Origin of the sequence: Caulobacter endophyticus (genome assembly GCF_003116815.1) — a bacterium.
GTDB lineage: Bacteria > Pseudomonadota > Alphaproteobacteria > Caulobacterales > Caulobacteraceae > Caulobacter > Caulobacter endophyticus.
Genome location: NZ_QDKQ01000070.1, coordinates 1 through 21,458, shown reverse-complemented (window position 1 = coordinate 21,458; position 21,458 = coordinate 1). Strand labels below are relative to the sequence as shown.

General features: G+C 68.3%; 23 protein-coding genes. 10 read left to right on the top strand and 13 right to left on the bottom strand.

Going from position 1 to position 21,458, the window contains the following annotated elements; genetic code table 11:
- Positions 1–7 precede the first annotated feature (7 nt).
- Positions 8–658 carry a hypothetical protein gene (locus DDF67_RS21490; protein WP_109454836.1) on the top strand — a complete coding sequence of 217 codons (651 nt, stop codon included), beginning with the start codon at positions 8–10 and terminating at the stop codon, positions 656–658.
- A gap of 15 nt (positions 659–673) precedes the next feature.
- The gene (locus DDF67_RS21485; protein WP_109454835.1) at positions 674–1,336 is read left to right on the top strand and encodes a hypothetical protein; all 663 of its coding nucleotides are present in this window, start codon (positions 674–676) and stop codon (positions 1,334–1,336) included.
- 19 nt (positions 1,337–1,355) lie between these two features.
- Here the strand turns inward: DDF67_RS21485 and DDF67_RS21480 are convergent, their stop codons facing one another.
- Both DDF67_RS21480 and purL read right to left on the bottom strand, forming a co-directional pair.
- Positions 1,356–1,715 (bottom strand): hypothetical protein, encoded by a 360-nt coding sequence (locus tag DDF67_RS21480; protein WP_109454834.1) that lies wholly within the window; start codon positions 1,713–1,715, stop codon positions 1,356–1,358.
- Between the two features lie 38 nt (positions 1,716–1,753).
- Positions 1,754–3,961 carry a phosphoribosylformylglycinamidine synthase subunit PurL gene (gene purL, locus DDF67_RS21475; RefSeq protein WP_109454833.1) on the bottom strand — a complete coding sequence of 736 codons (2,208 nt, stop codon included), beginning with the start codon at positions 3,959–3,961 and terminating at the stop codon, positions 1,754–1,756.
- Positions 3,962–4,367: 406 nt separating this feature from the next.
- On the opposite strand from purL, the gene DDF67_RS25840 reads away from it, so the two are divergent.
- On the top strand, positions 4,368–4,514 hold the full coding sequence (locus DDF67_RS25840; protein ID WP_199229305.1) for a hypothetical protein: 147 nt from the start codon (positions 4,368–4,370) through the stop codon (positions 4,512–4,514).
- 134 nt (positions 4,515–4,648) lie between these two features.
- Here the strand turns inward: DDF67_RS25840 and purQ are convergent, their stop codons facing one another.
- The 3 genes from purQ to DDF67_RS21460 all read right to left on the bottom strand — a co-directional run bounded on the left by purQ (position 4,649) and on the right by DDF67_RS21460 (position 7,740).
- On the bottom strand, positions 4,649–5,311 hold the full coding sequence (gene purQ / locus DDF67_RS21470; RefSeq protein WP_101712516.1) for a phosphoribosylformylglycinamidine synthase subunit PurQ: 663 nt from the start codon (positions 5,309–5,311) through the stop codon (positions 4,649–4,651).
- A 52-nt stretch (positions 5,312–5,363) separates the two neighbouring features.
- Complete coding sequence (locus tag DDF67_RS21465; protein ID WP_158278091.1) at positions 5,364–6,677, bottom strand: aminotransferase class V-fold PLP-dependent enzyme; 1,314 nt, start codon at positions 6,675–6,677, stop codon at positions 5,364–5,366.
- 118 nt (positions 6,678–6,795) lie between these two features.
- Positions 6,796–7,740, bottom strand: coding sequence for a LysR family transcriptional regulator (locus DDF67_RS21460; RefSeq protein ID WP_109454831.1), 945 nt, complete (start codon positions 7,738–7,740; stop codon positions 6,796–6,798).
- A 122-nt stretch (positions 7,741–7,862) separates the two neighbouring features.
- Between DDF67_RS21460 and DDF67_RS21455 the strand changes: the two genes are divergently transcribed.
- From DDF67_RS21455 to DDF67_RS21445, 3 genes are read left to right on the top strand one after another with little or no spacing between them, the layout of a single operon-like run.
- Positions 7,863–8,939, top strand: coding sequence for an HlyD family secretion protein (locus DDF67_RS21455; RefSeq protein ID WP_109454843.1), 1,077 nt, complete (start codon positions 7,863–7,865; stop codon positions 8,937–8,939).
- Complete coding sequence (locus tag DDF67_RS21450; protein ID WP_109454830.1) at positions 8,939–10,480, top strand: MDR family MFS transporter; 1,542 nt, start codon at positions 8,939–8,941, stop codon at positions 10,478–10,480. Before DDF67_RS21455 ends, DDF67_RS21450 begins: the two co-directional genes overlap by 1 nt.
- Entirely contained in the window at positions 10,464–11,924 is a 1,461-nt protein-coding gene (locus tag DDF67_RS21445; RefSeq protein WP_109454829.1) for an efflux transporter outer membrane subunit, read from the top strand. The genes DDF67_RS21450 and DDF67_RS21445 overlap by 17 nt, the downstream gene beginning before the upstream one ends.
- Before the next feature lie 4 nt (positions 11,925–11,928).
- On the opposite strand, the gene DDF67_RS25640 is transcribed toward DDF67_RS21445, so the two are convergent.
- The 3 genes from DDF67_RS25640 to purC all read right to left on the bottom strand — a co-directional run bounded on the left by DDF67_RS25640 (position 11,929) and on the right by purC (position 13,763).
- Positions 11,929–12,591, bottom strand: coding sequence for a DUF3885 domain-containing protein (locus tag DDF67_RS25640; RefSeq protein ID WP_158278090.1), 663 nt, complete (start codon positions 12,589–12,591; stop codon positions 11,929–11,931).
- Between the two features lie 8 nt (positions 12,592–12,599).
- A complete protein-coding gene (purS, locus tag DDF67_RS21435; protein WP_058350003.1) occupies positions 12,600–12,839 on the bottom strand; it encodes a phosphoribosylformylglycinamidine synthase subunit PurS in 240 nt (79 codons plus the stop codon).
- Between the two features lie 168 nt (positions 12,840–13,007).
- Positions 13,008–13,763 (bottom strand): phosphoribosylaminoimidazolesuccinocarboxamide synthase, encoded by a 756-nt coding sequence (purC, locus tag DDF67_RS21430; protein ID WP_109454828.1) that lies wholly within the window; start codon positions 13,761–13,763, stop codon positions 13,008–13,010.
- A gap of 388 nt (positions 13,764–14,151) precedes the next feature.
- Here purC and DDF67_RS21425 point away from each other — a divergent pair, with 388 nt between their 5' ends.
- Together DDF67_RS21425 and DDF67_RS21420 are read left to right on the top strand one after the other, a co-directional pair.
- Entirely contained in the window at positions 14,152–14,469 is a 318-nt protein-coding gene (locus tag DDF67_RS21425) for a DUF1476 domain-containing protein (protein WP_109454827.1), read from the top strand.
- A gap of 224 nt (positions 14,470–14,693) precedes the next feature.
- A complete protein-coding gene (locus tag DDF67_RS21420) occupies positions 14,694–15,119 on the top strand; it encodes a DUF1842 domain-containing protein (RefSeq protein ID WP_109454826.1) in 426 nt (141 codons plus the stop codon).
- A 40-nt stretch (positions 15,120–15,159) separates the two neighbouring features.
- On the opposite strand, the gene DDF67_RS21415 is transcribed toward DDF67_RS21420, so the two are convergent.
- The 4 genes from DDF67_RS21415 to DDF67_RS21400 all read right to left on the bottom strand — a co-directional run bounded on the left by DDF67_RS21415 (position 15,160) and on the right by DDF67_RS21400 (position 18,878).
- The gene (locus DDF67_RS21415) at positions 15,160–15,666 is read right to left on the bottom strand and encodes a DNA-deoxyinosine glycosylase (protein WP_109454825.1); all 507 of its coding nucleotides are present in this window, start codon (positions 15,664–15,666) and stop codon (positions 15,160–15,162) included.
- A 10-nt stretch (positions 15,667–15,676) separates the two neighbouring features.
- Positions 15,677–16,429 (bottom strand): 2OG-Fe(II) oxygenase, encoded by a 753-nt coding sequence (locus DDF67_RS21410; RefSeq protein ID WP_109454824.1) that lies wholly within the window; start codon positions 16,427–16,429, stop codon positions 15,677–15,679.
- 5 nt (positions 16,430–16,434) lie between these two features.
- Positions 16,435–17,745 (bottom strand): adenylosuccinate lyase, encoded by a 1,311-nt coding sequence (gene purB, locus DDF67_RS21405; protein ID WP_109454823.1) that lies wholly within the window; start codon positions 17,743–17,745, stop codon positions 16,435–16,437.
- Positions 17,746–17,828: 83 nt separating this feature from the next.
- Positions 17,829–18,878, bottom strand: coding sequence for an alpha/beta hydrolase (locus DDF67_RS21400; protein ID WP_158278089.1), 1,050 nt, complete (start codon positions 18,876–18,878; stop codon positions 17,829–17,831).
- Here DDF67_RS21400 and DDF67_RS25635 point away from each other — a divergent pair.
- The gene (locus DDF67_RS25635) at positions 18,855–19,277 is read left to right on the top strand and encodes a hypothetical protein (protein WP_158278088.1); all 423 of its coding nucleotides are present in this window, start codon (positions 18,855–18,857) and stop codon (positions 19,275–19,277) included. The genes DDF67_RS21400 and DDF67_RS25635 overlap by 24 nt on opposite strands.
- A 55-nt stretch (positions 19,278–19,332) precedes the next feature.
- Here DDF67_RS25635 and DDF67_RS21395 read toward each other — a convergent pair whose 3' ends face one another.
- Complete coding sequence (locus tag DDF67_RS21395; protein WP_109454821.1) at positions 19,333–20,832, bottom strand: spinster family MFS transporter; 1,500 nt, start codon at positions 20,830–20,832, stop codon at positions 19,333–19,335.
- A 217-nt stretch (positions 20,833–21,049) separates the two neighbouring features.
- On the opposite strand from DDF67_RS21395, the gene DDF67_RS25630 reads away from it, so the two are divergent.
- On the top strand, positions 21,050–21,223 hold the full coding sequence (locus DDF67_RS25630) for a hypothetical protein (protein ID WP_158278087.1): 174 nt from the start codon (positions 21,050–21,052) through the stop codon (positions 21,221–21,223).
- The last annotated feature ends 235 nt before the right edge of the window (positions 21,224–21,458 follow it).

Sequence of the window (21,458 nt, the reverse complement as noted above, 5' to 3'; positions counted from 1 at the left end):
GCGAGTGATGGCGATCTGGACGATCGAACTGGTCAACGACACCGGTTCGGCCAAGGACTTCTTCGTCTATAGCGAGCCGCCCAAGGTGCGGTTCTCCGGCCAGGCGGTCGCGGTCCACCCCTGCGCCTGGATCACCTATCCGGGGGTCCAGCCCGGCGATCGCCGGCGTTCCACCTTCAGCGAGAGCATCGCCATCTTCGTGGACTTCAGAGCCAAGCCCGCGCCCGGCGTGGTGCTGACGGAAAACGCCAACGTGCCGGTCGACGCCCGGGCGCGCGACCGCGTCGACCTGCTCAATGACCCCGCCCTCTTCGGACCGGTGGAGCATGACCAGTCGGACTACGGCACGGTCTCGCTGCACACGCCCGATCCGCTGTCCGACGGTTCGTTCCCGCCGCCTGCGACGATCGGGCTGGGGAAGTACGGCGATAGCGACCTGCCATACCCGATCGCCGGTTTCCCGCCCCAGGCCGGCGGCGTGTTCGTTATCGAGCCGTCGCACCGTTTCCATCTGGCGCAGGGGAGTCCATTGCGCGGCGAGGCGCTGGCGCTGCATCCGCCGTCGCTGGTCGCCATCGACTTCGACCAGGACAAGCTGACGGCGACGATCGTGGCCAAGGCCGACGGGACCTTCGCCGTCACCTATGAGCCCGTCTGACCGGCGGAGGCGAGCATGGCTGTCTGGACGATCGCGATCGTGAACGGCGCCGCCAGGGTCCGCAGCTATGCGCTGCTGCCCGCGCCGCCGGACGTCACCCTGGACGGCGCGCCGGTGGCGGTATGGCCCGCCGTCTGCGCGCCCTTCGACTATGTCGAGCCGAACGCGCCCCGCACCACAACCTTCAGCGAGGCGGTGCAGGCCCTGTTCGCCTTTCCGGCCAAGGTGGAGGTCGGGCGCGTGATCAAGGCTGGGTTCACGGCGCCGGTGAACCCGCTGGCCCGAGACCTCGTCACGATCACCCACATGGACCATGAGGGCCCCAGTCGGGGCTTCGCCGAGACGCTAACAGCCGGCGCCGCCGAGCCAGGTCACTTCGCGATCGACACCAAGGCCGACTTTCCACAAGGCGACGGGGTCGTGCTGGGCATGACCAAGCAGATCGACAGCAACGAGCCGGCGCCGGCGGCGGTGTTCGACGCCCGGCCGCACGTCACCTATCAGATCCGCCCAAGGCCGGTGTTCCACCTGATCGAAGGACGCTTCGTGCGCGGCAAGGTGCTGGACCTGTCGGACAGGGCGAGCGCGGTCATCGACTTCACGGGCCGCGAACGCGCCAAGGCCACCGTCGTCCAGGCGGCCGACGGCAGTTTCTCGGTGAGCTACGAGTCGATCTAGCGGTGAGGCGCGCGGTGCGTCAGTCGACGCAGATCGCGCCCGTCGCCTTGCCGTTCACCACCTTGGCGTAGCAGCCGAACTGCACGTTCGAGCGCTTGCACTGGCCAGTCACCGGCGCGTCGTTGGGCTCAAGATTGCCCTCGACGATGCAGCCGCCCTGGCACTCGGCGTTGTCGCTGCAGGTCTTGCCGGCGTCGGCATAGGGCACGACGCAGGTGGGCAGGCCCCGGCGGCCGACCGTCTCGATCTGGCCGCCGCGGGCGGCGCAGGTCTCGGCGGTGTCGCTGCCTGACGCTGTTTGCGTCGGCGACGGCGGAGGCGCCGTCGGGGCGCAGGCGGCCAGAGTCAGCAGGGCGGCGGCGATCAGCGGAAGACGCATCCGGAACACTCTTTCGTACTTTCGCCGCAAGCCGGCGATCAGCCCATGAACGCCGGCAGCCAGGCTTCGTTCGCCTCGCGCAGCCTGGTCAGCGGGATCGAGAACAGGTCGGTCGAGGCAAAGGCCTCGCCGCCGGCCACGCCCGCGATGTTGGCGTGCACGCCGGCTTCCTTGGCCGCTTCCAGCAGGGCGTCCGGATCGGGCGTCGCCACCAGATAGCGAGCCTGGTCCTCGCCGAACAGGTAGGGGTGGGCGTGGGCGTGGCTGGTGGCGTTCAGGGTGACGCCGACCTTGCTGGCCAGCGCGATGTCGGCCGCGGCGACCAGCAGGCCGCCGTCCGACAGGTCGTGCACGCCGGCCACCAGGCCCGAGCCGATCAGGCCGCGGACGAAGTCGCCGTTCTTGCGCTCGACGGCCAGGTCGACCGGCGGCGGGGCGCCGTCCTCGCGGCCCAGGATCTCGCGCAGATAGATCGAGGCGCCCAGTTCGCCGTGCGTCTCGCCGATCAGCACCAGGGTGTCGCCCTCGGCCACGTTGCCGAAGCCCGTGCGCAGGTCGTAGTCAGCCAGCAGGCCGACGGCGCCGACGGTCGGGGTCGGCGGAATGGCGACGCCGTTGGTCTCGTTGTAGAGGCTGACATTGCCGCTCACGACCGGGAAGTCGAGCACGCGGCAGGCCTCGGCCATGCCGTCGGTGGCGCGCACGATCTGGCCCATGGTCTCGGGCTTTTCGGGGCTGCCGAAGTTCAGGTTGTCGGTGATGGCGATAGGCACGGCGCCGGCGGCCGTCAGGTTGCGCCAGGCCTCGGCGACAGCCTGCTTGCCGCCCTCGTAGGGGTCGGCCTGGACGTAGCGCGGGGTGCAGTCGCTGGTTACGGCCACGGCCTTGCCCGTGCCGTGGATGCGCACGATGCCGGCGTCGCAGCCGGTGGCGCTGTCTTCCAGGGTGTCGGCCATGACGTGGCGGTCGTACTGCTCCCACAGCCAGCGCTTGGAGGCCATGTCGGGGCAGCCGATGACCTTCAGCACGGCCTCTTCCCAGTTCTGCGGCGCGGCCACCTTGGCCGGGTCGAGGCGGGCGTCGACCTTCGGCTCGGTCCAGGGACGGTCATACAGCGGCGCGTCGTCGAACAGCGGGGCCAGCGGTACGTCGCAGACGGTCTCGCCGTGGTGCTTGAGCACCAGGCGGCCGGTGTCGGTGGTGTAGCCGATGACGGCGGCGTCCAGGCCCCACTTCTCGAAGATGGCGTGGCCGTCCTGCTCGCGGCCGGGCTTGAGGACCGCCAGCATGCGCTCCTGGCTTTCCGACAGCATCATCTCGTAGGCCGACATGCCGGTCTCGCGCTGCGGGACCATGTCCATGTTCAGCTCGATGCCGACGCCGCCCTTGCCGGCCATCTCGACCGACGAGGAGGTCAGGCCCGCCGCGCCCATGTCCTGGATCGCCGCGACGGCGCCGGTGGCCATCAGCTCCAGCGTGGCCTCGATCAGCAGCTTCTCGGCGAAGGGGTCGCCGACCTGGACAGTCGGACGCTTCTCCTCGGAGTCCTCCGAGAACTCGGCCGAAGACATGGTCGCGCCGTGGATGCCGTCGCGGCCCGTCTTGGAGCCGAAATAGACGACCGCCAGGCCCGGACCGGGGGCGGCCGAGTAGAAGATGCTGTCGGCCTTGGCCAGGCCCACGCACATGGCGTTGACCAGGATGTTACCGTTGTAGCCCTTGTGGAAGTTGGTCTCGCCCGCGACGGTGGGCACGCCCACGCAGTTGCCATAGCCGGCGATGCCGGCCACCACGCCGTCCACCAGGCGCTTGGTCTTGGGGTGAGCAGGCTCGCCGAAGCGCAGGGCGTTCAGCAGGGCGATGGGGCGCGCGCCCATGGTGAAGACGTCGCGCATGATGCCGCCCACGCCCGTCGCCGCGCCCTGGTAGGGCTCGATGTAGGACGGGTGGTTGTGGCTCTCCATCTTGAAGATGATCGCGTCGCCGTCGTCGATGTCGATGACGCCGGCGTTCTCGCCCGGACCGCAGATCACGCGCGGACCGCTGATCGGGAACTTCTTCAGCTGGTTCTTGGACGACTTGTACGAGCAGTGCTCGGACCACATCACCGAAAACACGCCCAGCTCGACGAGGTTGGGCTCGCGGCCCAGGCGGTCGAGAACGACCGCATATTCCTCGGGCTTCAGGCCGAACTCGGCGGCCGTATCGGCCATGGACTTGGCGGGGGCGTTGGTCGGTGCGCTCATGGGCGCGCCTTCTAGCGCGGCTGAGGGGATTCCGCCATATTCTAGAAAGCTGAAGGTGGTTCTAGAAATGGGCGTCAGCATCTAGCGCGCGGAGACGCGGGACCTCGCCCGTCAGGTGGCAGAAGGCCACGGGCGTCAGCCTGACCGAGGCGATCCACAACGCCCTGGCCGATACGCTGAAGGCGTTAGGGGAGAGCACGAGATGTACGATGAGTGCGGGCTTCCGCGCTGATGGTTGTCGCCCATACCGATATCCGCTCGGCAATCTGACGCCTGGCGCGAAAACTCTCGTAAAAACATAAGCTAAGCAGGAACTAAGGCAGCTGCGCCGGAGGAACGGGGCGAGTCTCGCGCCCGTTCTCCATCCCGTGCGCATCGCAGCGCGCGGAACGAAGAGGAGAAGCCCATGAGCGAGCAAACCCGCAATCCGCAGCAGCAACAGCAGAACCCGCAGCGACAGGCTCCGGGCCAGCAGCAGCAGCAGCGCCAGAACGAACAGGGCCGCAACCCGGGCGGTCAGGAAAATCAGCCCGAGCGCGATCGCGACCGCTGATTTGAAGCTTCAGCGCATTTTCTGACGACGAACCGGTATCCACCTCGTCGGAAAATGCTCTGTCGAGCGTTAGCAGCGCTCCATCGGAGGAAGGGTCGGCGTCGCTCCGCCGGCCCTTTTTCGTGGGCGAAGCCTCAGGCGCTCTGGAACACGCTGCGGAACAGGATCGCGCCGTCTTCCGAGCCGAGGTCGGCGTCGAACGAACGGTCGGGGTGAGGCATCAGGCCCAGGACGTTGCCGCCGGCGTTGACGATGCCGGCGATGTCGCGGGCCGATCCGTTGGGGTTGTCCTTGTAGCGGAACACGACCTGGCCTTCGCCTTCGATCCGGTTCAGCGTCTCTTCGTCGGCGAAGAAATTGCCTTCGCCGTTGCCGACGGTCATCACCGCGTCGCGCTGCTCGCCGAAGGCGGCGGTAAAGCGGGTCTGGCTGTTGACGATATCGAGTTCGACCGGCTTGCAGATGTACTTCAGCTTGGCGTTGCGCAGCAGGGCGCCGGGCAGCAGGCCCACTTCCGTCAGCACCTGGAAGCCGTTGCAGATGCCCACCACGGCCACGCCCTTGTTGGCGGCCGAGACGACCTCTTTCATCACCGGGCTCTGGGCGGCCATGGCGCCGCAGCGCAGATAGTCGCCGTAGGAGAAGCCGCCTGGCAGGACGATCAGGTCCAGGTCGTCCGGCAGCGCCGTCTCCTGGTGCCAGACCATCTCGACGCGGGCGCCGGTGGAGCGCTCGACGGCGACCTTGCAGTCACGATCGCAGTTGGAACCGGGGAAGACGACGACGGCGGCTTTCATGGCGCGGGCCTGTAGCACCGTTCGAACCGAATGTCAGGCCCGGGAGGGCTTTTTAGGCCCGCGCGATCTCGCGCACCGCCGCCAGGGCCCGATCGACCTCGGCGGGGCTGTTCATGATGCTGGGCGTCAGCCGCACGTGCTGTACCGCGTAGGGCGCGGCCGAAGCGACGACGCCGCGCTGGCGCAGGGCGCGCACCGTCCCGTCGGCCGACAGTCCCGCCACGTCGAACGACACGATGCCCGCCGACAGCCGTCGCTCGCGTGGCGTGATCAGCCGCACGCCGGGCATGACTTCCAGGCCTGCCTTCAGCTGGTCGGCCAGCAGCGCGGTGCGGTCGGCGATCTGGGCGCGGCCGATCTTCTCGTGAAAGTCGATGGCGGCGGGAATCGCCCAGACGTGCTCGAAGGCCTTGAAGCCGCCCGGCGACATCAGCACGCCGTCGGCCGCGTCGGGCAGGGGTCCGTTATTGATCCAGGCGCCCCAGGCCCCGCTGTCGACGAAGCTCGGAATGGTCGGGCGCAGGGCGGCCCAGCCCTTGGCGTTGGCCGCGATGACGCCGGTGCCGCGCGGGCCGAACAGCCATTTGTGGCAGCCGGCCACGAAGACGTCGCAGCCCAGGGCGCGCATGTCGGCGTCCTGATTGCCGAAGCCATGCACGCCATCGACCACCAGCAGCACCTGGTCGGCCTCCTGCCGGCCGACGTTGACCTGGGCCAGAGCGGACGAGATGGCCGGCAGGGGGATCTTCAGGCCGGTGCTGGAATGCACCCAGGTCAGGGCCAGCACCCGGGTGCGCGGGGTGATCGCGCTCATCAGCCGGCCGACCATCTGGGGCTCGGAAACCTTGTCGATATCGTCGTAGAGCGAGATCCGGCGGATCGTCGCGCCGTTGCGCAGGGCCGCGTGGCGCAGGCTTTCATGGGTGACGTAGTAGTCCTGGTGGGTGGTCAGGATCTCGTCCCCGGGCCGCAGCTTCAGGCCGGAATAGACCAGGGCCGCGCCCATGGTGGTGCTGTCCGTCAGGGCCGCCTGCCGCGCCTCGACGCCGAGATAGCGGGCCAGCGCGGCGCGGCTGTAGCCCTGCAGGCGGCGGTTGTTGTCCTCCAGGAAGGTCACAGGCCGCCAGTCGAGTTCGCGGCGGAACTGGTCGATCGCCGCCCTCACGGGCTTGGGATGGCTGGCGATCAGCATGGCGTTCATGTTGACCTGGTCGGGCGCGGTCTGGAACTGCGCTCTCACCGCCTCCCAGTCCGGTCCGGTCGTTGATGGCGAAGGCGGAGAGGGCGCCGCCGTCTCCTGGGCCATGGCCGGAGCGGCGGCCGCGGCCGCCACGCCCGCGCCGAACAGAAAGCCCCTGCGATCCACGCGCATCATCCTTACCCCAGCCACGCCGTAAACCGGCGCTGCGGGAACGCGGGGGCGCATCGGCGGTTCACGGCGCCGCTTGGCGCATCACGCGGATGGGTTCAGCGGCTGGGTACCGCTAGAGGCCTTCTGCCGCCTCCCGGCAAACGTCCAGCAGCCAGCCATTGGGCGAGTCGGCGCCGTCGCTGGCTCGCATCACCGCGCCGAAGGGCGTGGGCGGGGGCGGGGCGGGCGGCTCGATCATCACCACCTTGCCGCGCCCGGCGGCGGTTTCGGCCAGGCGCCTTGGCAGGATGCAGATCATGTCCGAGCGGCTGATCATGCTGAGCGCGCTGAACGAATCCTGCACCGAGAACGGCTGGCGGGCGTCGTCGCCCAGGGCGTAGCGCTCGCCCCACGAGGTCACGCGCCGCAGGCCGATGTGGCCCGCCGAGGTGCGGTCTGGATCGTCGTTGCCGCCGGTGACGCCCAGCCGGGGCAGGCGGGCCAGCGCCTCCAGGTCGATCCCGCCGGCTACGGCGGGGTGCCCCACGCGCACGACCCAGACGCCGCTCTCGTCGAACAGACGGGTGTGGGTGAAGCGGCCAGGCACCGCCTCGAAGCAGCCGATCACCATGTCGAGGCGGCCGGTGTCGAGGTCCTCGGTCATGCCGGCGTAGAGGCTGCGGAAATGGACCTGCACATTGGGAGCCACGGCCATCACCCGCTCGGCGATCAGCGGGCCCAGCACGTAGGAGATGTAGGTGCCGGCCGCGACGGTGAAGGCGTGCTGGTCGACGCGCGGATCGAAGCGCTGGGCCAAGACGGCGGTCTCCAAGAGCTTCAGCGCCGTGCGGGCGGTGTCGGCGATCTCCATGGCGCGCGGGGTCGGGCGCAGGCCGGTCTGGCCACGCACGAAGAGATCATCGCCCACCATCTCGCGCAGCCGTCGCAGGGCGTGGCTGACGGCCGACTGCGACAGGCCCAGGCGCTCGCCAGCGCGGGTGGCGTTCTTTTCCTCCAGCAGGGTGACGAAGACCCTGAAGAGATTGAGGTCGGCGGTTTTGAAATTCGTCGAGTTCATGACTGACGTGAAGAGATATCATTTCTCTCATGACCGGCGGAGTCCTATTTCGCCGCTCAAGGTTCGCGACCGAACGGACCCCCTGGGATCCCCCTGAAACTCGAAGACATGTGGAGCAGCGCGTGAGCGACGCTGAAGGTTACGACGCCATCGCCGAGGCCGACGCCCTGGCGGCCCGCAAGCGGCAGGGCAGGACGCTGGGCCAGCGGCTGCGTCTGCCGCTGATGATCGGCGTGCCCGTGCTGATCCTGGCGGGCGTCGGCGTCGTGCTGCTGACCGGCGGCAAGTCCGAGGCCACCGACAACGCCTACATCCAGGCCAGCCGCACGGCCATCAGCGCCAGCATCGACGGCCGGGTGACGGGTATCGAGGTCCACGAGAACCAGGCGGTGAAGAAGGGCCAGGTGCTGTTCCGCCTGGATCCGGCCGACTACGAGGTGGCCGTGTCGGAGGCCGAGGCCGCCCTGGCCCAGGCCCGCTTCGACGTGCAGGCCCGCCGCGCCGTCCATGCCCAGCGCCTTGCCGATCTGGCCGCCGCCGAGGAGACCGCCGGCTACGCCAGGCGTGAGGCCGCTCGCCAGCGCGATCTCGCCGCCGCCGGCGTCGCCACCCAGGCCCAGGCCGACGAGGCCCGCCACGCCGCCGACCAGGCCCAGCGCCAGATCGCCGTCGTCCGCCAGCAGATCGCCACCGCCCTGGCCGACCTGGGTGGTTCGGCGGATGCTCCGACCGAGCGCCAGCCCAAGGTTTTGGAAGCCCAGGCCCGCCTGGAACGCGCCAAGCTCGACCGCTCCTACGCCGCCGTCGTCGCCCCGGCCGACGGCGTGGTGGCCAAGGTCGAGCAACTGCAGGTCGGCGCCCGGGTGTCGGCTTCGCAGGCGGTGTTCTGGCTGATCTCGGGCAAGCCCTGGGTCGAGGCCAACTTCAAGGAAGACCAGCTGGCCCACATGCGCGTCGGCCAGCCGGCCTCGATCAAGGTCGACGCCTATGACAAGCCGCTGAAGGCCCACGTCGCCAGCTTCAGCCCCGGCACCGGCTCCAGCTTCGCCCTGCTGCCGGCCGAGAACGCCAGCGGCAACTGGGTCAAGGTCGTCCAGCGCGTGCCCGTGCGGCTGACGCTCGATGACGCGGCGCCCGCCAATCTGGGCGCGGGCCTCAGCGCCAAGGCCACGGTGGACGTCCGCTCGGGTCGCGAGTGATGAGCGCCGCGCGGGCCCTTTCCGGCCACGATCGCGACGTCGCCAACCGCGGGCCGATCACCGTATCGGTCATGCTGGCGACGATCATGATCTCGCTGGACACCACGATCGCCAACGTCGCCCTGCCGCACATCCAGGGCAGCGTCTCGGCCTCGGCCGACCAGATCACCTGGGTGCTGACCTCCTACATCGTGGCCGCCACGATCATGACGCCGCTGACCGGCTTCATGACCGAGCGGGTGGGCCGCAAGATGGTGCTGAACGTCTGCATCATCGGCTTCACCATCGCCTCGATGCTTTGCGGCATCGCCACCAGCCTGGCCGAGATCGTCATCTTCCGGCTGCTGCAGGGCCTGTTCGGGGCGGCGCTGATTCCGCTGTCGCAGGCGGTGCTGCTCGACATCAACCCGCCCCACCGCCACGGCCAGGCCATGGCCGTCTGGGGCGCGGGGGCGGTGCTGGGGCCGATCCTGGGCCCGGCGCTCGGCGGCTGGCTGACCGACAATCTCGACTGGCGCTGGGTGTTCTTCATCAACCTGCCGGTCGGCATACTGGCCTTCTGCGGCGTGTTCTTCTTCCTCTCCGAGAAGAAGGGGACCGAGAAGAAGCGCTTCGACATCCTGGGCTTCGCCAGCCTTGCCATCGCCATCGGCGCGTTCCAGCTGATGCTCGACCGCGGCCCCGGCGAGGACTGGTTCGGCTCGGCCGAAATCTGGACCTACCTGGTGATCTGCGTGATCTCGGTATGGATCTTCGGCGTGCAGCTGGCCACGGCCGACAAGCCGTTCGTGTCGCGGGCGCTGCTGGCCGACGCCAACTTCGTCACCTGCTGCATCTTCGGCTTCTTCATCGGCATACTGCTCTACAGCACGCTCGCCCTGCTGCCGCCGATGATGCAGACGCTGCTGGGCTATCCGGTGGCGTTTACGGGGCTGGTCTCCATGCCCCGCGGCCTGGGCTCGTTCATCGCCATGTTCGCCGTCGGTCAGCTGGTCGGGCGGATGAACATCAAGCTGATCTTGACCATCGGAATGGCCATCAGCGTGGTGTCGCTGTGGCAGATGAGCCAGTTCAGCCTTGGGATGGACACCCACCTGATCATCGTCTCGGGCTTCCTGTCGGGGGCGGGGACGGGCCTGATCTTCGTGCCGCTCAGCACAATCGCCTTCGCCACGGTGAAGCCCGAGCTGCGGGCCGAGGGCGCGGGCCTCTTCACCCTCGTGCGCAACATCGGCTCGGCAGCCGGCATCTCGATCATGCAGGCCCTGTTCGTCAGCGGCATCGAGAAGCACCACGCCGTGCTGGTCGAGCACGCCCGGCCCGACAACCCGATCTACCAGGCTTATGCCAAGAGCGTGTTCCTGACCCAGAACGCCATGGCGGCCTTCAACGGCGTCATCAACCGCCAGGCCTCGATGCTGGCCTATCTCGACGACTTCCGCCTGATGCTGGTCATCACCGTGGCCTGCTCACCGCTCATCCTCCTCATGCGAACCCCGAAAGCCAAAGGGGGCAAGACCGTTCATGTCGCCGATCACTAAGACCGCCCGCCGTCTCGCCATGCTGGCCGGGGCGATCAGCCTCGCCGCGCTCGCCAGCGCCTGCACCACCGTCGGCCCGGATTTCCAGGCGCCGCAGGCTCCGCAGACCTCCGGCTATGTCGGCAAGGAAGAGACGCTGCCCGCTGCGGCCGGCCTCGACAGCACGGGCGTCGGGCCCTGGTGGACGGCGCTGGGCTCGTCCGAACTCGATGCGGTGATCCGCCAGGCCCTGGCCGACAACCCGTCGTTGGCGCAGGCCGACGCCACCCTGGCCAGCGCCCAGTCGGCCCTGGCGGTCGCGCGCGGCCAGGCCGGGCCGCAGGCCAGCGCCAACGCGGGGATCGACCGCGAGCGCGCCAACCTGCAGGCGTTCGGCTTCACCGGCTTTGGCGACATCAAGCTCAGCAACCCGACCTTCAGCCTTTATTCGGTGGGGGCGGGCGTCGGCTACGACCTCGACCTGTGGGGCGGAAACAGACGCCGTATCGAGGGGGCGGCCGCGCGGGTCGAGGCCGAGGGGCGCCGGGCCGAAGCGGCCTATCTGTCGCTGACGGCCAACATCGCCCTGCAGGCGGCGACGATCGCCGCCCTGCAGGCGCAGATCGCCAGCGTCGAGCGGATGATCGCCGACGACGAGGCCAATATCGAACTGGTCCGCAAGGCCGACGCCCTGGGCGGCGCCACCCGCCTGGCCGGCGTCTCGGCCCAGGTCCAGCTGGAGCAGGACCGCGCCCTCCTGCCGGACCTGCACGGCGAACTGGCGGCCGCCCGCCACGCCCTGGCCGTGCTGGCCGGCAAGGCCCCGGCCGACTGGACCCCGCCGGCCTTCACGCTCGACACCCTGAAGCTCTCGGCGCCCGTGCCGGTCGTCCTGCCCTCGACCCTGGTGCGCAAGCGCCCGGACATCCTGGCCGCAGAGGCCGAGCTGCATGCGGCCACCGCCGATATCGGCGTGGCGACGGCCGACCTCTATCCGAACCTCAAGCTAAGCGCCTCGCTGACCCAGGGCGCGCTGAAGCCGAAGGACCTGTTCAGCTACGACGCCAGCGGCTGGGACGTGGGGGCGGGCCTGACCGCGCCGCTGTTCAACGGCGGGGCCCTGAAGGCGCGGCGCGAGCAGGCGAGGGCGGCCGCCCGCGTCGCCTCGGCCCGCTACCAGCAGACGGTGCTCAGCGCCTTTGGCCAGGTCGCCGATGCACTGGCGGCCCTCACAGCCGACGAGGCCGCTCTGCAAGCGCAGGGACGGGTGGAGGGCCAGGCGTCCGAACGCCTGCGCCTGGCCCGCCTGGCCTTCGAACGCGGCGGCGGCACGATGCTGGAGGTGATCGACGCCCAGCGCGCGCTGAACGTCGCCCGCCAATCCCTGGCGCGGATCGAGGGACGCAAGCTGGCCGACGCTGTGCGGCTGTTCGCGGCGACGGGGGCCGACTGGCGGACGGCCTGAGGGCTCAGACCACCGTCAGCCTGGGCCCGGCGTCGCGCCAGGGCGCCAGCAGGGCGTCGCAGCGCTCGACCTCGGCGTCGCGCACCCAGTCGCGAAAGCGCCAGTAAAGCGGCGCCAGGCGCTCAGGCGTGACGGCCATCGGGGTCATGCCCTTGGCGCCGTAGAATTCCAGGGCCAGGCCCGCCTCGAAGTCGACGATCCCGACCGACAGGTTGATCAGGCCGCGCTTCTGGAAACCGCCGACCGCGGCCAGCACGAAGGGCGCGAGCGCGTCGGGCGTGGGCGTCAGCTCGACATAGGCGAGGTTCCACCACCAGTCGGGCGCGTCTTCGGGATCGGGGCGCAGGCGCCAGTGCGGCTGTCGCGGCAGGTCGAAGCCGAGGTTGGAGAGGCGCTTGAACGGCGGCTTGTCGTCCGAACTCCAGCCCAGCTCCAGCGTCACGCGCTCCGAACGGCCGAACATGGCGGCGACGACCGCGCGGGCGACGTCGAGTTCGCGAAGCAGGCGGGCGGAGGGCGTGAAAGGCTGGGGAAGACGGTCGGGGGCCGTGGAGTCGGGGATCAGCTCGATCCGCGTCCAGGCCGGCCCCCGGAAGTCGTGCAGGCGCTCGACGCCGAAGACGTCGAGCATCCGCTGGCGGGTGGGATGGAGAACGCTCGATCCCACGATCCGCCTCAGGCGATATCGATGCGGTAGCTTTCGATGACCGTGTTGGCCAGCAGCTTCTCGCACATGGACTTGACCTCGGCCTTGGCGGCTTCGGCGTCCGTGGCGTCGAGGTCGAACTCGATGACGCGGCCGACGCGGGCGTCCTTCACCGACGGCCAGCCCAGGCCATGCAGGGCGTTCTCGACGGCCTTGCCCTGGACGTCGAGCACGCCGGGCTTCAGGAACACGTGGACGGTGGCTTTCATCGCGTCTGACCTTTCGCGACCCTCTCCCGTCGGGAGAGGGAGGGACCCATGCGCAGCATGGGAGGGTGAGGTGTTACGGGGCCGTCCGGAAAGGGTGAAACCCCTCATCCTCCCACGCGCCCGAGGGCGCGCGGGCCCCTCCTTCTCCCTCTGGGAGAAGGGGTTCCTTTAGTGCACGCCGCCTTGGATGACGGTGGGCATTTCCTTCATGATGCCGAGGCGGCGCGCCACTTCGGTGTAGCTCTCGATGACGTTGCCGAGGTCGCGACGGAAGCGGTCCTTGTCCAGCTTCTCGTTGGTGGCGGCGTCCCACAGGCGGCAGCTGTCGGGGCTGATCTCGTCGGCCAGGATGATCCGCGAGAAGTCGCCCTCATAGATGCGGCCGAACTCGATCTTGAAGTCCACCAGCGTGATGCCGACGCCGCTGAACAGGCCCGACAGATAGTCGTTCACGCGCAGGGCCATGGCCATCATGTCGTCGATCTCCTGGGTGGCGGCCCAGTTGAACGCGGTGATGTGCTCTTCCGACACCATCGGGTCGTTGAGCTTGTCTTCCTTGTAGTAGAACTCGATGATCGAGCGCGGCAGCGGCTGGCCTTCGGTCAAGCCAAGGCGCGTGGCGATCGAGCCGGCGGCGATGTTGCGCACGACGACTTCCAGCGGAACGATCTCGACTTCCTTGATCAGCTGCTCGCGCAGGTTCAGGCGGCGGATGAAGTGGTTCTGCACGCCGATCGCGTTCAGGCGAGTCATGATGTACTCGCTGATGCGGTTGTTGATGACGCCCTTGCCTTCCAGCTGGGCCTTCTTCTCGCCGTTGAAGGCGGTGGCGTCGTCCTTGAAGTACTGGATCAGGGTGCCGGGCTCGGGGCCCTCGTACAGGATCTTGGCCTTGCCTTCGTAGATCTTCTTGCGACGGGTCATGGCTCTCGTCGAGGCCCTTCCTGCGAATAAGCGCGCCGCCCCTGCCCCGGAAGACTCCCGGAGAAAACGAAAAGCGCGCGCGGCGGATAGCTGCGCGCGGCGTTCGACTCAAGGCCGCTCACTGAAAAATGTCCGGCGAAACCTACCCGAACGCGGCCTTTTCCGCAAACGCGGCCTGCCATCGTGGTAAACCTTCGCCCTGCGGCGTCGCGGGCGATTGCCCCCCGCCGCTGGGCGGGATATGGAGCCGCCACAAGAACACTTCGTCTCGCGGACACGCGCTGTTCGCAGCAGACGAAACCGGACTACTCTCTTACACTGGAGCGCCGCACTACCGCCCTGGGTTGCACCCGTCGGCGGTAGGCGTTTCGGAAAACTTGGGGCTTTCATGACGACCTTCGACGACCGCGAGCAGGCTTTCGAACGCAAGTTCGCGAACGACCAGGAGCTGGAGTTCAAGGCCACCGCGCGCCGCAACCGCATGCTGGGCGAGTGGGCCGCCGGCCTGATGGGCCTGGCCACGGTCGAGGAATATGCCCGCGCCGTCGTGAAGTCGGACTTCGAGCAGCCTGGCGACGAAGACGTGTTCCGCAAGGTCTTCGAAGACCTGAAGGGCTCGGGCGTCTCGGTCTCGGAAGGCGAAGTCCGCATGAAGATGGCCGAACTGCTGGCCTTCGCCCGCGAGCACGTCCGCACCGGCGAATAAGCCGACCCGCCGAAGGGCGGCGACGAAAAGAGGCCCGGCCCGGTTCGCACCGGCCGGGCCTTTTCTTTTGCGCCATCGCGCATCTGTGAAGTTATGCACCTTAAGGTTGTTGAAAAACTGTAATCGTCCTCAGGCTTTATCGGGCGGCGAATTCGCCCGTGAGGCGCATCGTCGACAACGGAGCGGCGACCACAGGGCCGCTTCGATAACCGGAGGACGCAAACATGGCTGACGACGTCGGCAACCTGCATTCCCAATCGGCCGAGATCGGCCCGATCGGCCTCTATCTGGTCAAGCTCGAGGTCGGAAACGTCGGCACGCCCGGCGCCCCGATCGTCAATCTGGCCCTCACCGTCGACGCGCCTTCGGGCAATGTCAGCGGCATCGCCGAGATCAGCCAGGCGGTCGTCGGCGGCCAGCGCCGCTTTCCGGTGCAGGGGCACATCTACCAGACCGGCTTCGGCCAGGCCGAGCTGCTGGTCTCGCTCACGGGCGAGTTCGTCTACAGCGTGCCGCCGCCGGCCATCGGCTCGTTCCTGGCCAAGTTCAAGGCGGCCCTGGTGGTCGACAAGAGCTGGAACGGCAAGGGCGGCTTCGACTATCTCAACGTGCACGTCGAGAACGTGCCGGTGAAGAACGTCAGCGCCTGATCGTGATCTTCTCCTCCCCCGCCTGACGGGGGAGGAGAATTCAGCTCAGCCAGGTCCCCAGCCGCATCCACGCCTCGCGCTTGGCCTCCAGGTTCATGGCCGCGTGGGCCGGACTGGACGAGGGCAGGGGGACCAGCGCCAGGCGGTCGGCGCGACCGGAAAGCAGCCGTGCGCCGGCCTTGGCCGCCGCGCCGCCGTTGAAGGCGACCGCGCGCAGGCTGGGCAGGCCGTTCACCAGGCCCAGCAGGTCGTTGTCGGCGGCGTCCTTGATCGCCGCGTCCAGGCTGCCGGGGCGCACCGCCTCGGCGTGGACGTCCCACAGTCCCACGCCCGCCGCCAGCAGGGCGGCCAGGCGCTGGTCATAGGGCAGGGCGACGAGGTCGCGCTCGACGACCGCGCCCATCAGCCGCCAGAAGCCGTTCCTGGGGTGTCCGTAGTACTGGGCGGCGGCCAGAGAGGCGTCGCCGGGCAGGCTGCCCAGCACCAGCACGCGCACGTCCGGACCGACGACCGGCGGGAAACCGCGCTTGCGGGTCTCGCCGCTCATGCCGCGCCTGTCATTGCGATCGCGGCGTGCCGTCCGGCGGGCTGTCCTTCAGCCAGCCGGTGATCATCAGACGCGGCGCGCCGGCATAGGGGGCGACGGGGGCCACCGAATGCTGCCGGGGCACCTTGAAGATGGTCATGGTGTTGAAGGCCGGGGCGTAGCCGCGCTCGATATCGCCCAGGTCGTCGTGGAACAGCAGCTGGCCGCCCCAGTCGCTGCGCCATTCGCGGGTCAGGCTGATGGTGTAGGCCGCCCGCCGGTCGCCGTCGCCGGTGTCGTCGTGGCGGGTGAGGAAGTCGCCGGGGCGATAGAGCGTGGCCTGGGCGTCCAGCTTGGTGATCCCAGGGTGACCGATCACTTGGGCGCCGAACGCGGTCATCTCCGGTCCGTTGAGGAACTCGGTCAGGTCGTGGATCGGGTGGCCCTTGTCGCGCCCGGCCAGATAGGCGCTGATCATCGGATAGCCGAGATAGACATAGGCGAAGCCGGTGCGGGCGCGCAGGGTGGCGGCCTTGAGCTTTTCGCCGACCGCCGCGCCGCCCAGCTTCTGCATCGTCGCCCGGTCGAGCACCTCGGCCTTGCCGGTCTCGGTGGAGCAGACGATGTCCCAGTCGATGGCCTTTTCGAGCGTGCGCGCCAGGATATCGGCCACAGCCGGCTCGAAGATCCCGGAGATGCGGACCATGCCGTCCCGGGCATAGGCGGCCGCGAGGGCCGCCGGATCCAGCGCCGGATTGAGACGGAGGATCGGCGGCTCGCTCAACGGGGTCAGGCCTGTTCGCCGAAGACGCGCTTGAAGATCACGTCGACGTTCTTGGTGTGGTAGCCGAGGTCGAACAGATCCTCGAGCTCGGCGTCCGTCAGGGCCTTGGAGACCACCGGATCGGCCTTGAGGAAGTCGAGGAAACGGCCCTCGCCGCGCCACACCTTCATGGCGTTGCCCTGCACGGCGGCGTAGGCGTCTTCGCGCGACACGTCCTTGTGCGTCAGGGCCAGCATGACCCGCTGCGAGAACACCAGGCCCCCGAGCTTGTCGAGGTTCTTGGCCATGTTGTCGGGATAGATGTTGAAGCGCTCGATGACGCCGGCCAGGCGGCGCAGGGCGAAGTCGAGGTGGATGGTGGAGTCCGGGCCGATGCCGCGCTCGACCGACGAGTGGCTGATGTCGCGCTCGTGCCAGAGGGCGACGTTCTCCATGGCCGGCACCACGGCCGAGCGGACGAGGCGCGCCAGGCCCGTCAGGTTCTCGGTCAGGATCGGGTTGCGCTTGTGCGGCATGGCCGAGCTGCCCTTCTGGCCCGGATCGAACGGCTCTTCGGCCTCCAGAACCTCGGTGCGCTGCAGGTGGCGGATCTCGGTGGCCAGGCGCTCGATCGACGAGGCCACGACGCCGAGGGCGGCGAAGTAGGCGGCGTGACGGTCGCGCGGGATGACCTGGGTGGAGACCGGCTCGACGGCCAGGCCCATCTTGTCGGCCACGTGCTGTTCGACGCGCGGATCGACATTGGCGAAGGTGCCGACGGCGCCCGAGATCGCGCAGGTGGCGATCTCGAACTTGGCCATCGCCAGGCGCTCCTTGGCGCGCTGGAATTCGGCGTAGTAGCCGGCCAGCTTCAGGCCGAAGGTGATCGGCTCGGCGTGGATGCCGTGGCTGCGGCCGACGCAGACGGTGAACTTGTGCTCGAGCGCGCGGCGCTTGAGGGCGGCCAGCACCAGGTCCACGCCGTCCAGCAGCAGGTCGGTGGCGCGCGACAGCTGCACGGCGAAGCAGGTGTCCAGCACGTCGGACGAAGTCATGCCCTGGTGCAGGAAGCGGGCCTCGGGGCCGACGATTTCCGACACGTGGGTCAGGAAGGCGATGACGTCGTGCTTGGTGACGCGCTCGATCTCGTCGATGCGGTCGCTGTCCCAGACCGCGTCGCGGCCCTTCTCCCAGATGGTCTCCGCGGCGAGCTTGGGAATGACCCCAAGTTCGGCCATGGCGTCTGCGGCATGGGCCTCGATCTCGAACCAGATCTTGTACTTGGTCTGGCTGGACCAGATGGCGGCGGCTTCGGGGCGGGCGTAGCGGCTGATCATGGGCCGGGGGTTTCGTCGCGTGAGGCCGGAGAGTCAAGGGAAGCGGGTTATTACTTAGCCCGCCGCCCCCGAAGCTCCGCCGCTCAGCGGAAGATGAAGTAGCCGCCCGCCGTAGTGGAGGCGGGTTTTAGGTTGAAGCGCTGGCTGGCCGGCACGTCGCGGATCACGTTGTAGATATCCTCCAGCATCGACCGGTCGTCGCTGAAATAGCCGTGCGACAGGAAGTCGGTGCCGACGGCGCTGGCGTCGACCGTATCGACGCCCGGCACGATGACCAGCGGCTCGCCGGCGCGCGGATGGCCGTTGACCTTCTTGGAGGCCCGGATCGCCAGGTCCTTGGACGAGGCGTACAGCGTCACCGTCGCGGCGGCCTTGCACACGCCCTTGGACATCTGGCGGAACTGGTCGGCGTCGACGTCGGGCGCGGCCAGGGCCACGTGGTGGACGACCTTGCTTCCCCCCAGGGTCAGCGACAGCCGGTCCAGCGCCGCGCACAGGGCCTGGTTGCCCATGCTGTGGGCGATGATGTGCACGCGCTTGGCCCCGGTGCGGGCGGCCAGGGTCTCCAGGAAGGCGCCCAGGCGCTCGGCCGAGCCGACGGCGTTGTTGTGATCGACCACATAGGCCGCGACCTTGCCGTTCGAGGGCCAACTATAGAGGATCGGCGCGCCGTCGAATTTCAGGTCCAGGGCCAGTTGCGCCGTGCGCAGGGCCGCGCTTTCGAAGCTGACGTTGTAGCCGTGGATGAACACGAAGGCCTCGCGGCCCTTGGTCTCGTCGAGCTTGGCCTTGATGCCGTCGTAGAAGACCTGCTCGGCCTGGGTGACGACCTTTTGCAGCATCACGTGCTTCTTCGGGTCGGGTTTGAACTCCAGCTTCCAGATCGTGGGGCGCGGCAGCTCGCCCGGCCGGCGGTCGAGGGGGAAGCTGACCTCGCATTCGCCAAGGACCAGCTTGTCGCCGCGCTCAGCCCCGAAGCCGACGCCCGTGGTCTTGTCGGGGTGCGACTTGCGATCGGTGGCGAAGTGGATGCGGGTGTGGACGAAGGGGTCTGCGGGCGGTGGCTTGGCGGATTTGAATCCGCCTCGCGAGGCGGGTAGGGGCGAGGCGTGTTCGACGGTGCCGGGATCCAATTCCAGCGGGAATCTCGCCGCTTCTTTTATGGACTCTGTGATGGTTCTGTCTCTCGCCTTGAAGGCGGAAGCTCTTTCTCCAACGAAGAAGGGGGCGATGATATCCGTCAGCCAGGCGGCGAGCAGCCCGAGGTTCAGTTCGTCTGGGCGGTCGAGGGCGTCGACGGTTCCAATAAGAAATCCGGCTTTCAGGCTCGGAGCTTGGACATCAAGGCGGGACGCCAGGGCCGCCACCAAGTCATTGGCGCTGATGCCGATCTCGCCAAGCTTTGTCTCTGGCGCCACGGGCGAACAGCCGCGCGCGGCGAGTTCGGCTTCGATGGCGATCCATATTTGAGCATTGATCTTGGCTCGGTTCATCCTGACGCCCTCCCTGTCGACGAGAGTGATTATCGCTAAGATTGAGCTTGTGTGAAGTGCGCGCCCCGATCGAGCGCGCGCTTCACCGGTAAGTTCAGGCTGCCGCGCGCGACTTCATGTGCTTGACCATGCCGATGGCCGCCAGGGCGTAATGCACGCCGGCCCAGGCGTAGAAGCACAGCGAGACGATGATGCCCTGCTGGGTGGCGCGGGCCATGGCCGCGCCGCAGGCCTTGGCGGCCTCGACGCCGCCGCCCTTGGGGGCGATCCCGCCGGGGCAGGCGCTCGCGAAGTCGACGGGACCGGGCGAGAACATGCCGCCAAGGGCGGTGAAGATTCCCGAGGCGTCCGGATGGTTGAAGTGGAAGCCGGCCAGGTGGTCGATCAGCCAGCCGGTGAACACCGGCCCGCCGCCGAGCGCGATCAGGTTGAGGAAGAAGAACAATAGGGCCGTGGCCGTGGCCCGGCGGCGAGGCTCCACCGAGTTCTGCACGACCCCGAAGGTCGGGGCCAGATAGACGTAGTGGAAGACGCCCGGGATCAGCAGGATCAGCGCCGTCATCTGCCACTCGGTCTGCAGGTAGGCGATGATGTAGATCGGCGTGCAGAGGATGAGGCCAATGGCGGGCGTCAGGGCGTACCATTTGGCGCTGCGCTTGCCGGCCCAGTCGCTGAGGAAGCCGCCGACCAGGGTGCCGACGCCCGCCGAGAAGCCGCCGATCAGGCCGACGATCAGGCCCACCTGCGCCAGGCCCAGGCCGAAGGCGCGCACGAAGTAGGGCGGTACGAACGCGCCCGAGCCGTAGGAGCCGAACGAGGCGATGGTCACGCCCAGCACCATGTGCAGCACCGGCCACTTGCAAAACAGCACCTTGGTCACGACCCAGAGTTCGGAGAACTCCCGCTTCAGCGAGAACGCCGGCTTGGCCGGTTCGGCCGGGATCACCGCTTCCGGCTCCAGCGGGGTCTCGACAACGTCCGAATGGCCGCGCGGCGGCTCCTTGACGATCAGCTTGACCAGGATGGCCAGCAGGATGCCCGGCAGGCCGACGATGATGAAGGCGGCCCGCCAGGACAGCTCCTGCGCCAGCCAGCCCCCCGCGACGGCGCCGAACATCGTGCCCAGCGGAATGCCGAAGCTGTAGATCGACAGGGCCGATGCGCGCTGCTTGGGCTCGTAATAGTCGCTGATAAGCGAGTGGCTGGGCGGCGAGCAGCCGGCCTCGCCGACGCCCACCCCGAACCGGTAGAGCGCCAGTTGCGCGAAGCTGGCCGCGGTGCCGCAAAGCGCGGTGAAGCCCGACCAGATGACCAGAGACAGCGAGATGATGCTGACCCGGTTCCAGCGCTCGGCCAGGCGGGCGATCGGAATACCCAGGATGGTGTAGAGCAGGGCGAAGTAGAGACCGCCCAGCAGGCCCAGCTGCGTGTCGGTCAGGTGCAGGTCGACCTTGATGGCCTGGCCGATGGTGGCGATGATCGTGCGGTCGATGAAGTTGAAGGTGTAGGTCGCCAGCAGGAGCGCCAGCACCGAGGCCTTGTATCCCTTGGAATAGAGCGGCCGATCGCCGCCCGGCGCACGCGCCTGGCCCATACTGACTCTCTCCCTTCAAACGTTTGTTCTATTTGCGCCGACTGTGACCCAAGGTCAGGGCGAGCGCCACCCCCTTTTCGAAGCTTCGGAATGGTGGCGGCTTTGCGGCGGCGGGATGAACCGCAGATAACGGGAAGGGGCGGGGCCGTTCAGGAACGAGAGCGCCTACTGGCGTCATACAAGGCCGCTCGAACGGCCGTCGCGTCGGAGGTCTCTCATGCAAGCCGCCCCCCGCCAGACCCGTCAGGAAACGCCCGCCCGGGACGCCGAGATCGTCTCGCTGGCACAGTTCAACCACGCCCGGTCGATGAAGGCGCTGGATCGCTGGGACACGGGCGTTCCCGCCGATCCGTATCCCTTCGCCTACTGTTTTCCGCGCGGAGGTTGTTGAATAAATCCTCCCCCTGTGGGGGAGGTGGCGCGAAGCGCCGGAGGGGGGGCGTTTTCAGCTTCCGCCGAGCTTGGAAGTTATTCCCCCCACCGATCGCTGCGCGATCGCCTCCCCCATGAAGGGCGTGTTGCGAAATTAGCCGATTGTGATTCCCTGGGTTTAGTACGGGGAGGCCAGGCATGGCGGTGAAGCAGACGGGTCAGTTCAGTTTCGCCGAGGCGCTGATGCCGGTGGG